The following is a 14,013-nucleotide window of genomic DNA, read 5'->3' as shown; positions in this document are numbered from 1 at the left end:
CTCCGTGTCCGGACTTAGAGTCGAAGGGGTCAGGCTAACGCCAAACGTCGGGGGATCAACCCCCTGTTGGCGCGACGGCGTTAACGTCCGGTATTCATGCACGTTCCCGCGGCGCGCATTGGCGCGTCCGCAGGCGGGATGCCGCGTGAGTAGGCTCACATGGCCGCTTTGAGGGCAGCGAAGCCGCGATCGAGATCGCCTTTGAGGTCGTCGACGCTCTCAAGGCCGATGTGGAGGCGGAGCGTCGGGCCGCCCGGCGCCCATTTGGTCGCGGTGCGGTAGGCGTCGCAGTCGAAGGGAATCGCAAGGCTTTCGAAGCCGCCCCAAGAAAAGCCCATGCCGAACAGCTTGAGCGTGTTGAGCATGGTGTCGACCGCCTTTTGCGGCGCCGGCTTCAGCACGATGCTGAACAGGCCGGAAGCGCCGGTGAAGTCGCGCTTCCAGATCGCATGGCCCGGATCGGTCTCGAGCCCCGGATGCAGCACGCGCGTGACCTCGGGCCGCGATGCGAGCCAGCGCGCCATCTCCAGACCTGAACGATGATGCTGCGCCAGCCGCACCGACAGCGTGCGCAAGCCGCGCAGCGCGAGGAAGACGTCATCGGGGCCGGCGCAGACGCCGAGCAGGCGGATGCCTTCGGATATCTGCGGCCAGGCCCTGGCATTGGCCGAAATCGTGCCGAACATGATGTCGGAATGGCCGCCGATATATTTGGTGGCCGCCTGCATGGAGATGTCGACACCCTGTTCGAGCGAGCGGTGATAGAGCGGCGTCGCCCAGGTGTTGTCGTCGACGACGAGAGCGTCATGCGCATGCGCGACCTCGGCGATGGCGCGGATATCAGGCATCTCGAAGGATTGCGACCCCGGCGCCTCGACCAGCACAGCGCGGGTATTGGGCTTGAACAACTTCTCGACGGCAGCGCCGATCAGCGGGTCAAAGTAAGTGGTCTCGACGCCGTAACGGGCGAGCATGCCGTTGCAGAAATTGCGCGAGGGCCGATAAATGTTGTCAACGACCAGGATGTGGTCGCCGGTCTTCAGCACCGAGAGCAGGGTGGTGGAGATCGCCGACAAGCCCGACGGCACGATGCCGACGCCAGCGCATTGCGGTCCCTCAAGTGCCATCAGCGTGTCCTGGAACGCCCGCGTGGTCGGAGTGCCATGGCGGCCATAGGTGAACTCGCCGCGATGGGCATGCAGGTCCTCGGCGGTTGGATAGAGCACGGTCGAGCCGTGGAACACGGGCGGATTGACGAACCCCTTCTGCGCCTTGGTGTCGCGGCCGGAGGTGACCAGGCGGGTTTCGGCGTGCTGCTCTGGGGGGTGCGAGGAATCCATGCGTCTGCTTTCAAAAAAGCGTTTCCGCCGGGCGCGGATCGCACGGCCGGGGCGGCCCCGGGGCCGCGATCGTTAATAACAGAACACAGAAGAGTCCCGTCAACCCCTTGACCCGGCTCGCCAGTCGTTCTGTGATGCGCAGGTGCTATTCAGTCGCCGCATGTTGAGGGGCCTGCCGCGACCTTCGATCCATCGTCTGACCGGACCTTGCGCCACAGCCACAACGGCGGGCGCCTGCGGCGAGGATTAAGGTATGGCCTCCTTGGGATGGGCGAGTGTTCGGCAAGGTTTTCCAGCATGACTCTTGCAAGGCGCAGCCTTGCAGGGATTCCGTTCCCGACCTTGATGACTTTGAAAGGCTTGAAGCCCATGAAACGCGTAACCCTGGCTCTCACTCTTGCTCTCGCCGCCGGCCTCTCCGCCCAAGCCGCCGACGCGCAAACGCTCAAGACCATCAAGGACCGGGGCATGCTGTCCTGCGGCGTCAGCCAGGGCCTGCCCGGCTTCTCCTCGCCCGACGACAAGGGCAATTGGACCGGCATCGACGTCGACGTCTGCCGCGCGATCGCGGCGGTGGTCTTGAACGACCCGACCAAGATCAAGTTCGTGCCGTTGTCTGCCAAGGACCGCTTCACGGCGCTCCAATCCGGCGAGATCGACGTGCTGTCGCGCAACACCACATGGACGGTTTCGCGCGACACCTCGCTCGGCGCCAATTTCACCGGCGTCACCTATTATGACGGGCAGGGCTTCATGGTGAAGAAGTCGCTCAAGGTCAATTCCGCACTTGAGCTCAACAGCGCCTCCGTCTGCGTCCAGACCGGCACCACCACCGAGCTGAACCTCGCCGATTACTTCAAGGCCAACAACATGAAGTACGAGGTCATCGCGTTCGGCACGATCGACGAGGCGGTCAAGGCCTACGAGTCGGGACGCTGCGACGTCTTCACCGACGACTCGTCCGGCCTCTATGCCAGCCGCCTGAAGCTGACGAATCCCGCCGATCACGTTGTGCTGCCCGAGATCATTTCGAAGGAGCCGCTGGGTCCCATGGTGCGTCACGGCGACGATCAGTGGTTCGACATCGTGAAATGGACGCTGTTTGCGATGGTCACGGCCGAGGAGCTCGGCATCACCCAGAAGAACGTCGACGAGATGGCGAAATCCGACAAGCCGGAGCTGAAGCGGGTGCTCGGCACCGACGGCAATCTCGGCGAACAGCTTGGCCTCACCAAGGACTGGGTGATCCGGATCGTGAAGGCGGTCGGCAATTACGGAGAGTCGTTCGATCGCAACGTTGGCGCCGGTTCGCCGCTCAAGATCAGCCGTGGCATCAACAGTCTCTGGACCAAGGGCGGCCTGCAATACTCGCCGCCGATCCGCTGATCGGCAAAGCCGTAGGCTGCGCCGATGGGCGTCGAGGCCCGGAAACCGCCACCACAGCTCGCGCTGAAGCTCCGGCGCGCGCTCGGTGGCAAGGCAGGCTGGAACGGCGTCGCCGTCCAGCTTGTCTTTGGCGCGGTCCTGGCCTGGATTGCCTACGAGATCATCTCGAATGCCCGTACCAACCTCGAGTCCCAGCACATTGCAGCGGGCTTCGGGTTCCTGCGGAACAGCGCCAGCTTCGACGTCAATCAGACCCTGATCCCCTATTCGGGGTCCGATACCTATTTCCGCGTCTTCATCGTCGGTGTCTTGAACACGCTGCTCGTTTCGGTGGTGGGCATCTTCTTTGCCACCGTGATCGGTTTCATCGTCGCACTCTGCCGTTTGTCGCCCAACTGGCTGGTGTCGCGTGTCGGCGGTCTCTATGTCGAGGCGATCCGCAACCTGCCGCTGCTGTTCCAGATCCTGTTCTGGTATCTTGCGGTGCTCGCGGCACTGCCGGCGCCGCGGCAAAGTGTGTCGGTCCTCGGCGCCTTCTTCCTCAACAATCGCGGCGTGATCGTGCCATCGCCGCTGGCTCAGCCCGGCCTCGTTCCATTCCTTGCCATGCTCGCGCTCGGCGTCGTCGCGTCGCTGGCGTTGCGCAGCTACGCGCGGAGGGCGCTGTTTGATCAGGGCCGCGCGATCCAGATCTGGCCGTACGTTCTGGCATTGCTCGTCGGATTACCGCTCGTCACGACGCTTGTGTTCGGTCTGCCCGTCACATTCGAATTTCCGCAGTTGAAGGGATTCAACTTTGCTGGCGGGGCGCGGATCATTCCGGAATTCGTCGCACTGACAGTTGGGCTCTCGACCTATACCGCGGCCTTCATCGCCGAGATCGTGCGTGCAGGCATTCTCTCGGTTCATAAGGGGCAGATGGAGGCGGGCTCCTCGCTGGGTCTCAGCCGAGGCGCGACGTTGCGGCTGATCGTGGTGCCGCAGGCCATGCGCGTGATCGTGCCGCCGCTCACCAACCAGTACCTCAACCTGACCAAGAACTCGTCGCTGGCGGTCGCGATCGGTTATCCAGATCTCGTCTCGGTGTTCGCCGGCACGGCCCTGAGCCAGACCGGACAGGCAATCGAGATCATCGCCATGACAATGGGCGTCTATCTCCTGACCTCGCTCGTCACCAGCGCTGTCATGAGCGTCTATGGCTGGCGCATCAGCCGGAGCCTGGGTGCATGACCGATATTGCCGCGTCTTCCTTTGTCCGGCAGGACCTGGTGTCCGAGCGCGCGGCGCCCGTGAAGACCACCGGCTTTGTCGGCTTCGTGCGCACGCGCCTGCTGAACTCGCCGACCAATATCCTGCTGACGATTCTCGGCCTGTTGCTGGTCTGGTACATCGTTGTTCCAAGCATCAAGTTTCTCCTGGTCGATGCGGTCTGGAGTGGCAACGACCGCACGGCCTGCCTCGCGGAGAATGCAGGTCGTCCGGTCGGCGCCTGCTGGCCCTTTATCCAGGCTAAGTCCACGCAGCTTTTCTACGGCTTCTATCCCGAGGCCGAACGCTGGCGGGTCAACCTGACCTTCGCGCTGGGCGCTGTGCTGCTTCTGCCGCTGCTAATCCCACGTCTGCCGGCCAAGAGCGTGAATGCCGGGCTGTTCTTCCTAGCCTTTCCTGCGGTCGCATTCTTCCTGCTGCATGGCGGCGGCATCGCCGGCTTCGGCGTGAGCTGGGTTGCGGGCCTGCTGCAATTGTTCGCCGACAGCATCAGCGGGGCCGGTGAGGCTGTGGTCGGACTGAGCAAGACCTCGGCCGCCGGCCCGGCGCTCTGGGCGATCGGCAGCGCCATCGTGCTGGTCGGCACGTTGCTGCACTGGGTGATCTTTCCATTGACCTGGCTGCGCGACCAGATGCTGGCGTCCGGGCAGGGGCCCTGGCCCGACTTCCTGATCACAGCCGTGATTGTGTCGGTGATCCTGTTCGTGCTCGGTGGCGGAGCGCGTGCCGGATCACGGCCGCTGATCACATGCCTCGCCACGTTCGCCGGAATTGCGGCGCTGATCAAGCTGATGGGGCTCGATCGCGGCGGCTTGCCGGTCGTCGATACGCGGCTGTGGGGCGGGCTGCTGGTGACCCTGGTGATCGCGATTACCGGCATCGTGGCGTCACTGCCGATCGGCGTCGCGCTCGCGCTCGGCCGGCGCTCGACCATTCCCCTGATCCGGATATTCTCGATCACCTATATCGAGTTCTGGCGCGGGGTGCCGCTGATCACGGTGCTGTTTTTCGCGACCTACATGCTACCGCTGTTCCTGCCGGGAAACTTCACCGTCGACGGCCTGGTGCGCGCGCTGATCGGCGTTTCGCTGTTCACCGGCGCCTATCAGGCCGAGAATTTGCGTGGCGGTCTGGCGGCGGTGCCACGCGGGCAGGGAGAGGCGGCCTCCGCGCTCGGCCTGTCCTGGTGGAAGACGACCTCGCTGATCGTGCTGCCGCAGGCGCTGCGCCACGTCATTCCCGCCATCGTCAACAGCTTCATTTCGCTGTTCAAGGACACGTCGCTGGTCTCGATCGTTGCGCTGTTCGATCTTCTCGGCTCGCTGCGGGCTTCATTCGCCGATCCGGTCTGGACCACGCCGTCGACCGCCTTCACCGGCTTCGCGTTCACCGGCATCATCTACTTCATCTTCTGCTTCGGAATGTCGCGCTACTCGCTCTTCGTCGAGCACCGCCTCAACGCTCACCGCCGCAACTGATCGAGGCCACCATGACCGACCCCATCGTCAAGATTTCCGGCCTCAACAAATGGTACGGCGAGTTTCACGTGCTTCGCGACATCGACCTCGCGGTCAACAAGGGCGAGCGCATCGTGATCTGCGGCCCCTCGGGCTCGGGCAAATCGACTTTGATCCGCTGCATCAACGCGCTCGAGGAATTCCAGGAGGGCGAGATCGTCGTCGACGGCATCGAGCTCGGGCCGAACCTCAAGCATGTCGACGCGGTGCGCCGCGAGGTCGGCATGGTGTTCCAGAGCTTTAATCTGTTCCCGCATCTCACCGTGCTCGACAATTGCACGCTGGCGCCGATCTGGGTCCGCAACATTCCCAAGAAGGACGCCGAAGCCACCGCGATGAAATTCCTGGAGCGGGTCAAGATCCCGCACCAGGCCAACAAATTCCCGGGCCAGATGTCCGGCGGCCAGCAGCAGCGCGTCGCCATCGCGCGCGCTCTGACCATGAACCCGAAGGTGATGCTGTTCGACGAGCCGACCTCGGCGCTCGACCCCGAAATGGTCAAGGAGGTGCTCGACACCATGGTCGACCTCGCCGAGGAGGGCATGACCATGCTGGTCGTCACTCACGAGATGGGCTTTGCCAAGGAAGTCGCCAACCGTGTGGTGTTCATGGACGCCGGCCAGATCATCGAGGCCAACACGCCGAAGGAATTCTTCGCCGCGCCCCAGCACGCCCGCACCAAGCTGTTCCTGAGCCAAATCCTGCGCTGATACCGGGGGCATCTCGGGGGCGCCGCCAATCGGCCGGCCGGCCATGCGAATCAGCTAGACTCTCCGTCGGCCATCCCTTGGAGAGTGACCTTGCAGAGCAGCGCCGGCGCACGCGCGTTCCAGAACGCGCGATTGCAGAAGAAATTCAAGAAGCAGGCGGAGGCCATTATCTCCGCCGCGAACGCGGCCTACGGCCAGGGCCGGCATGCCGAGGCCGAGGCGCTCTGCCGACAGATACTGAATGAGCTCCCGGAGCATTTTGCAGCCTTGCACCTGCTGGGCTTGTGCGCGTTCTCGGGTCAGCGCTTCGAGGCCGCGAAACAGGCATTCACGCAAGCCGTGGTCGTCGATCCGCGCTCAACACAGGCCCTTTCAGATCTGGGAGCCACGCATTTCGCACTCGGGCAATACGAGGATGCGCGCGCGTCCCTGGAGAAGGCCATCGCGCTGAAGCCGAATTTCCCGATGGCCTTGGCCAATCTCGGCAATGCCTTGCTGCACCTGAACCGGGTCGCGCAGGCGATCGAAATGTACGATCGCGCGATCAAGCTCAAGCCCGACTATGTCGATGCGCTGTGCAATCGTGGTTTGGCGGAGCTGGCCCTGCAACAGTTCGACCGCGCCAAGGAAAGTTTTGATCGTACCTTGCTGTTTCAGCCGCGACACGTGGAGGCGCTCGTCGGCAAGGGGTTGGTCAATATTCAGCTCAAGAACTACGACGAGGCCAAGAGCGCCCTTGAGGCGGCGCTCGCGCTCAGGCCGGGCTCGGCGAAGATCCTGGCGAACCGCGGACGGGTCAATCTCGAACTGTCGAGACCGGAGCAGGCGGCGGCGGATTTTGACGCTGCGCTCGCGCTGTCTCCCAGGCTCGAGGTGGCCTTGGAGGGGAAGGCCCAGGTCGCGCTCAGCATGGGCAATACGGCGCAGGCGATGCTGGCCTGCACCACGCTTCTCGAGGAAAATCCGGGCTCCGCGGTGGCGATGGCGCTGCTGAGCGCCTGTCTTGCAAACCAGGGAGAGATCGCATCGGCGGTCGAGCTTCTCGACGCCGCGATCGCAATCGCGCCGGATGCGAGCTTGATCGGGCGAAAGATCTTCTTTCTGGATTATCTCGGCGAGGCCGATTTCGCGGTTCAGCAGGCCGCGCGAAAGCAGTGGTGGGACGTGATCGGCGTCAGAGTGCCGCAAAGGCAGCTTGCGCCCCAACAGCTCGATCCCGACAGGCGGATCGTGATCGGTTATGTCGCGGCCGAGTTCTGGTACCACTCGGCGGCGTTTACCCTGCTGCCGGTGCTCCGTCATCACGATCACGCCAAGTTCGAAATCATCTGCTACTCGTGTGCGCAGGTGCGCGACGAGATGACCGCCAAATTCCACTCCCTGGCGGATGTCTGGGTCGAGGCTGGGCAGCTTTCCGACGACCAATTGGCCGATCGCATTCAGGCCGACAAGGTCGATATTCTGGTCGACGTATCCGGGCATACGACCGGCAACAGGCTTCATGTTTTCGCCCGCAAGCCGGCGCCGATCCAGGTGTCGGGCTTCGGGCATGCGACCGGGACGGGCCTTCAGACCATGGACTACGTGCTCGCGGATCCGGTCTTCATTCCGCAATCGGCGCGCCATCTGTTGGCCGAGAAGGTCCATGACCTGCCGTGCCTGATCACGATCGATCCCATCCTGGATGTGCCGCCGTCGGAGCTGCCCATGCTCCGCAACGGCTACGTGACTTTCGGCGTGTTCAACCGCATCTACAAGATCTCGGACGAGGCGATCCGGGTGTGGTCGCACATCATGCGCGAGGTGCCGGGATCGCGGATCATCGTCAAGCATACCCTGCTCGACGATCCCCTGGTGCGCGACGGCCTGGTAGCGAGGTTTGCGGCGCAGGGCATCGCCGAAGCCAATGTCACGTGCCTGGGTTCGAGCCCGCGCCACGAGCATCTGCGCGCCTTTGCCCAGATCGACATTTCGCTCGACACGTTCCCGCAGAACGGCGGCATCAGTACCTGGGAATCGCTCTATGCGGGCGTCCCTGTTGTCGCCAAGCTCGGCAACGGCGCCTCGTCGCGCGCCGGCGGCTCGATCGTGGCTGCAGCCGGCCTTGGCGAATGGGTCGCCAACGATGATGACGGTTATGCCGAGATCGCGTGCAAGTTCGCGGCGCAGCCAGAGTATCTGGCGAAGCTGCGCGCGGGTTTGCCGGCGCAGATTGCAGCCTCCGCGGCCGGCAATGTCGAACACTATGCGCGCGAGGTCGAGGCGGCTTATCGCCAGTTCTGGCGCGACCATTGTGCCGTGACCGCGGCTGGCGGTGACGTCGGGTAGGCAGGTTGGGCGCACCGAGCCAGGAACGCGCGTAACGCCTGACATTCCGGGAAAATCCGGGGCCTCTCCGGTCCGGCGGACCGGCCGGCTGGCCTCGCGAATCAGCTAGACTCTTCGGCGGGTATCCTTCGGAGAGCAATCTTGCAGAGCAGCGCCGGCGCGCGCGCGTTCCAGAACGCGCGATTGCAGAAGAAATTCAAGAAGCAGGCGGACGCTATCCTTTCTGCGGCAGCTTCTGCTTACGGCCAGGGTCGCTACGCGGAGACTGAGGCGCTCTGCCGTCAGATCCTGGAGGTGCTTCCGGATCACGTCGACGCCACGCATCTGCTCGGCATGTGTGCGCATGATGGCGGGCGCCTTGAAGAGGCGCAGCAATTGATCGAGCGCGCGATCGCACTCGATCCGCGCTCTCCCGACGCTCACAATAACCTCGCGACCGTGTTTTTCGACCTCAAGAATTACGAGGAGGCGCGCTGCTGCCAGGAGAAGGCCATCGCGCTGAAGCCGAATTTTCTGACCGCGCTGACCAATCTCGGCAACACGCTGCTACACATGGGACATCCCGAGCAGGCGATCGAACTTCACGAGCGCGCCATCAAGCTGAAGCCGGACTATGCCGACGCCTTTTGCAACCGTGGCATGGCGGAGCTGGCGATGGGCCAGTTCGAGCGTGCCGACCAGAGTTTCGATCGCGCCTTGTTGTTTCAGCCGCGTCACGCGGAGGCCCACGCCGGCAAAGGCATGGTGAGCGTCGAGCTCCGGCACTTCAGGGAAGCCGCAGCCGCTCTTGCCGCGGGGCTCGCGATCAAGCCCGGTTCGGCCAAGATGCTGGCACAGCGCGGACGGCTCCATTTCGATCTGTCGCGGCTGGAGCAGGCGGCAGCGGATTTCGATGCGGCGTTGTCGATTTCGCCCACGCTCGAGCTGGCGTTGCGCGGGACGACGCAAGTCAACATTCTCCTCGGAAACACGGCAAAGGCGTTTGCAGCCGTCAAGACGCTGCTCGAGCAAAATCCGCGGTCCGCGCTCGGCATGGCGCTGCTGGCGTCGTGTTACGCGAGCCAGGGCGACATCAAGACGGCGCTCGAGCATCTCGACGCGGCGCTCGAGATCATGCCGGACTATGCCGACGCGATCGCGCGCAAGATCTTCCTGCTGGATTATCTCGCCGAGGCCGATTTCGCGGTCCAGCAGGCGGCACGAAAATATTGGTGGGACGCGGTCGGCTCCCAATTGTCACGGATCGAGCTGCCGCCGCGGGAGCTCGATCCGGACAGGCGGATCGTGATCGGATATGTCTCGTCCGAATTCAGAAACCACTCGGCGGCGCTCACCCTGTTGCCGGTGTTGCGCCATCACGACCACGCCAAATTCGAGGTCATCTGCTATTCCTGCTGGCCGTTGCAGGACGAGATCACCGAGAGTTTCAAGGCGTTGGCGGACGTCTGGGTCGATGCCGGGCAGATGTCGGACAACGAGCTGGCCGATCGCATTCAGACCGACAAGGTCGATATCCTGATCGACGTATCCGGGCATACGACCGGTCACCGGCTCCATGTGTTCGCGCGGAAGCCGGCTCCCATCCAGGTTTCGGGCTTCGGACACGCGACCGGCACGGGCCTTCAGACCATGGACTACGTGCTTGCCGATCCGATCTTCATCCCGGAATCGGCGCGCCATCTGCTCGCCGAAAAGGTCCATGATCTGCCGTGCCTGATCACGATGGAGCCGGTCTCGGATCTGACTCCTTCCGAACTTCCGATGCTCCGCAACGGCTACGTCACCTTCGGCGTGTTCAACCGCATCTACAAGATCTCGGATGATGCGATCCGGGTGTGGTCGCGCATCATGAGCAAGGTGCCGGGATCGAAGATCATCCTCAAGCATGGGCTGCTCGACGATCCCTTGCTGCGCGACAGTCTGATCGCGCGCTTCGTCGCGCAGGGCATTGCTGAGGAGAACATCACTTGCCTCGGCTCCACGCCGCGCGCCGAGCACTTGCAGGCTTTTGCCCAGATCGACATTTCCCTGGATACGTTTCCGCAAAACGGCGGCATCAGCACCTGGGAATCTCTCTACAAGGGCGTTCCTGTCGTCGCCAAGCTCGGCAACGGAGCTTCCTCGCGCGCAGGTGGCTCCATCGTGGCTTCCGCTGGCCTTGGCGACTGGGTCGCCGACGATGATGACGGCTATGTCGAGATTGCGTGCAAGTTCGCGGCGCAGCCGGATTATCTGGCGAAATTGCGCGCGGACTTGCCGGCGCAGATCGCAGCCTCGGCTGCCGGCAATGTCGAAATCTATGCGGGCAGGGTGGAGGCGGGCTATCGCCAGTTCTGGCGGGACTATTGTGCCGCGGCTTTGAAGTCCGGCGAGGACGCCGAAACCTAGAGTTTTACGCAATTCCGTCGCCGGCCAACAATCATACCGATAATGACGCCCGGCCGCTTCACGCGTCCGAAAGCACCCTTTGCGTATGTGGCGCAAAAGGGGAGCGTCAAATGCTCGGTTTCGTATTCGGCCTCAACGCCCGCCTCGGGCGATTGCATTTCTTCCTGGCCACGGTTGCGCTGGCGATCGCGATGACCGCGATCTGCTTTGCCATCGCGATGGCCATGCTGCGCACGACGTCGCCGAGCATGGTCCGCCCCGAGGATCTCACCCATAACAGGGCGATCATTGTCGCGATGATCTTCTTTGGTCTTGCGACCTTCACGCTGCAATCCATGCGCATCCGAGACATCGGCTGGGACCCGGTCTGCGTCATCCCGGCCTGGATCGCGCTCATGATCGTCGATCATGTGGTGGCGGGCCGGCTTCCGGCCTCGGCCATTGGCGGGGAGCATCAGGGCACGATGGTCGGCGGGCTGGTCAATCTCGGCCTGCTGCTGGCGCTCACCTTCTGGCCGAGCGCCGAGATCGGGGGCGCTTACACCAACCCGTTCGAGCCGCCGTCGCGTGCGGCCAGCAAATCATCGACGTCTGAGCGGCGCCTTGCGCGCGTGTCGCAAGGCTCGGCGCGTGCGAGCTGGAGTTAAGCGTCTGGAGCCGACTGCTCGCGCTGGACTAGACGAACGGCAGCTTGATGTTGCTGCGCCTCTCCAGCCATTCCGGCACGGGCAGATTCTTGGCGCGCATGAAATCGGCGTTGAACAGTTTTGACTGATAGCGGCTGCCGGAATCGCAGAGGATGGTGACGATGGTCTTGCCGGGTCCGAGCTGCTTGGCGAGCCGCATCGCGCCGACAATGTTGATACCGGTCGAGCCACCGAGACACAGGCCTTCGTGCTGGAGCAGCTCGTAGATGACAGTCACGGCTTCGGCGTCAGGAACGAGATAGGCATCGTCGACCTTCGCGCTCTCGACGATCGCGGTTTTCCGGCCGAGGCCGATGCCTTCCGTGATGGAGTCGCCCGGGCTCGCCTTGGCGGTGCCGGTCCGGAAGTATTCGAACATGCCGGCGCCGTGCGGATCGGCGCAGGCGATCCGGATGTCCTTGTTCTTCTCTTTCAGAAAACGGCTGGTGCCGGCCAGGGTGCCGCCGCTGCCGACCGAGCAGACAAAGCCGTCGATCTTGCCGCCGGTCTGTGCCCAGATCTCGGGGCCGGTGGAGTCGTAATGCGCCTTGGCGTTGTCGAGGTTGTTCCATTGGTCGGCGAATAGCACGCCGTTCGGCTCGGTCTTGCGCAGCTCGTCGGCAAGACGGCGGCCGACATGCTGGTAATTGTTCGGATTGGAGTAAGGCAGGGCCGGAGACTCCAGCAGCTGGGCGCCGCACAGCTTCAGGAAATCCTTCTTCTCCTGGCTCTGCGTCTCCGGAATCACGATCAACGTGCGATAGCCGCGCGCGCTCGCGACCACCGCCAGCCCAATGCCGGTGTTGCCGGCCGTTGCTTCCACGACGAGGCCACCCGGCTTCAGCTCGCCGCGCTTCTCGGCTTCCTGGATCATCCATTTGCCGGCGCGATCCTTCACCGACTGGCCGGGATTCATGAACTCGGCCTTGCCGAGAATGGTGCAGCCGGTCAGTTCGGAGGCGCGCTTGAGCTTGATGAGCGGGGTGTTGCCGATGGCTTCGACAACGTCGTTTTTGATGGTCATGTCAGGCAATTACCGGCTGGTTCAGGATGAGGGTCCGACCCTAAAGTAGGGTCGCCAGCCGCACAAGGCGAGGGCGCGAACTCTTATTGCTGCTTTGCGAAGATGACCTGCCGGACGTCGATATTGCCGGACAGGAATCCGGCCTCGCAATAGGCGAGATAGTACTCCCACAGCCGCCGGAACCGATCGTCGAAGCCGAGCGGAACGAGACCCGGCCAAGCCGCGCGAAAGTTATTTCGCCAGGTGGCAAGCGTCTTGGCATAATCTTGCCCGAAGATGCGCTCGCGGATGACGGGGATGCTGAACCGGTCTCCGAGCGATTTCAGCACTGCGGGCGAGGGCAGCATGCCGCCCGGAAAAACATAGCGCTGGATGAAGTCGACCTCGCGTCGGTAGCCCTGGAAAAGCCGGTCCTGGATCGTGATGGCCTGGATGCCTGCCAATCCGCCCGGCAGCAGCCGGTCGCGCAGCTGAGCGAAATAGCGCGGCCAGAATTCCTCGCCGACCGCCTCGATCATCTCGATCGAGGCGATCCGGTCGTAGCGATCACGCTCGTCGCGATAGTCCTGCAACCGGATCTCGACCTGTTCGGCGAGGCCTGCTTCGTGGATCCGCTTCTGCGCAAAATCGCGCTGCTCGGTCGAGATAGTCAGGCCGACGACGCGCGCGCCAAACGTCTTTGCGGCAAACTCGGCGAAGCCACCCCAGCCGCAGCCGATCTCGAGCAGCTTCTGGCCAGGCTTCAGGTCGAGCGCCTCGGCGAGGCGGCGATATTTGTTGGTTTGGGCTGCCGTGAGGTCGGTGGTCGAGCCCTCGAACAGCGCCGACGAATAGGTCATGCTCGGATCCAGCCAGGCTGAGTAGAACGCATTGCCGATGTCGTAATGGGCGTGGATGTTGCGCCGCGCCTGGCGGCGAGTGTTGCGGTTGAACCAATGCTGAAGCATCTGCACGAGCCGCATCAGCGGCTTGTCGCGCAGCATCGCCTGGATCAAATCGTGGTTGACGCAGAACAGGTAGAGAAACTGCGTGAGATCGGGCGTGTCCCAATCGCCGGCAAGGTAGGCTTCGGCGACGCCGATGTCGCCGCCATTGATCAGGCGCGATGCGAAGCCGTAATTGTGCAGGCGCATCGCAGCATTCGGACCCGGCTCGTGTCCTCCGAGTCTGATCACGCGGCCGTCCGGCAGCGTGACGTCGAGCGTGCCGCGCCGCAGCCGCGACCCGAAGGTCAGCGCAAGGCGAACGATGCGCGGCAGGTCGGCCAGCACTGTCTCGACGTCATCAGGTGTCACCGAAATGGCATTCGACATCGGCAGATCCATGACTTCAACGGATACTGTCCAACCGCGAGCCGAGCGCGCC

10 protein-coding genes are annotated in these 14,013 nt (G+C 63.4%); 7 read left to right on the top strand and 3 right to left on the bottom strand.

Going from position 1 to position 14,013, the window contains the following annotated elements; translation table 11 throughout:
• Window positions 1-155 precede the first annotated feature (155 nt).
• Window positions 156-1,340, bottom strand: coding sequence for a cystathionine beta-lyase (metC, locus tag L6639_RS15255; protein WP_237862493.1), 1,185 nt, complete (start codon window positions 1,338-1,340; stop codon window positions 156-158).
• 369 nt (window positions 1,341-1,709) lie between these two features.
• On the opposite strand from metC, the gene L6639_RS15250 reads away from it, so the two are divergent.
• The 7 genes from L6639_RS15250 to L6639_RS15220 all read left to right on the top strand — a co-directional run bounded on the left by L6639_RS15250 (window position 1,710) and on the right by L6639_RS15220 (window position 11,585).
• Entirely contained in the window at window positions 1,710-2,726 is a 1,017-nt protein-coding gene (locus tag L6639_RS15250) for an amino acid ABC transporter substrate-binding protein (protein WP_237862492.1), read from the top strand.
• Between the two features lie 24 nt (window positions 2,727-2,750).
• Window positions 2,751-3,956, top strand: a complete 1,206-nt coding sequence (locus L6639_RS15245) for an amino acid ABC transporter permease (protein WP_237862491.1) — start codon at window positions 2,751-2,753, stop codon at window positions 3,954-3,956.
• On the top strand, window positions 3,953-5,473 hold the full coding sequence (locus tag L6639_RS15240; RefSeq protein ID WP_237862490.1) for an amino acid ABC transporter permease: 1,521 nt from the start codon (window positions 3,953-3,955) through the stop codon (window positions 5,471-5,473). The genes L6639_RS15245 and L6639_RS15240 overlap by 4 nt, the downstream gene beginning before the upstream one ends.
• An 11-nt stretch (window positions 5,474-5,484) precedes the next feature.
• Complete coding sequence (locus tag L6639_RS15235) at window positions 5,485-6,222, top strand: amino acid ABC transporter ATP-binding protein (RefSeq protein ID WP_237862489.1); 738 nt, start codon at window positions 5,485-5,487, stop codon at window positions 6,220-6,222.
• Window positions 6,223-6,312: 90 nt separating this feature from the next.
• Window positions 6,313-8,550, top strand: a complete 2,238-nt coding sequence (locus tag L6639_RS15230; RefSeq protein ID WP_237862488.1) for an O-linked N-acetylglucosamine transferase family protein — start codon at window positions 6,313-6,315, stop codon at window positions 8,548-8,550.
• Between the two features lie 141 nt (window positions 8,551-8,691).
• Window positions 8,692-10,938 (top strand): O-linked N-acetylglucosamine transferase, SPINDLY family protein, encoded by a 2,247-nt coding sequence (locus L6639_RS15225; protein ID WP_237862487.1) that lies wholly within the window; start codon window positions 8,692-8,694, stop codon window positions 10,936-10,938.
• A 110-nt stretch (window positions 10,939-11,048) separates the two neighbouring features.
• Complete coding sequence (locus L6639_RS15220; RefSeq protein WP_237862486.1) at window positions 11,049-11,585, top strand: DUF805 domain-containing protein; 537 nt, start codon at window positions 11,049-11,051, stop codon at window positions 11,583-11,585.
• Between the two features lie 28 nt (window positions 11,586-11,613).
• Here the strand turns inward: L6639_RS15220 and L6639_RS15215 are convergent, their stop codons facing one another.
• Window positions 11,614-12,648 carry a cysteine synthase A gene (locus L6639_RS15215; RefSeq protein WP_237862485.1) on the bottom strand — a complete coding sequence of 345 codons (1,035 nt, stop codon included), beginning with the start codon at window positions 12,646-12,648 and terminating at the stop codon, window positions 11,614-11,616.
• A gap of 83 nt (window positions 12,649-12,731) precedes the next feature.
• Window positions 12,732-13,961 (bottom strand): SAM-dependent methyltransferase, encoded by a 1,230-nt coding sequence (locus L6639_RS15210; protein ID WP_237862484.1) that lies wholly within the window; start codon window positions 13,959-13,961, stop codon window positions 12,732-12,734.
• Window positions 13,962-14,013: the final 52 nt, after the last annotated feature.

This window comes from Bradyrhizobium zhengyangense, assembly GCF_022012555.1.
GTDB classification, from domain to species: domain Bacteria; phylum Pseudomonadota; class Alphaproteobacteria; order Rhizobiales; family Xanthobacteraceae; genus Bradyrhizobium; species Bradyrhizobium zhengyangense.
This window is presented reverse-complemented; position numbering and strand designations above follow the sequence as displayed.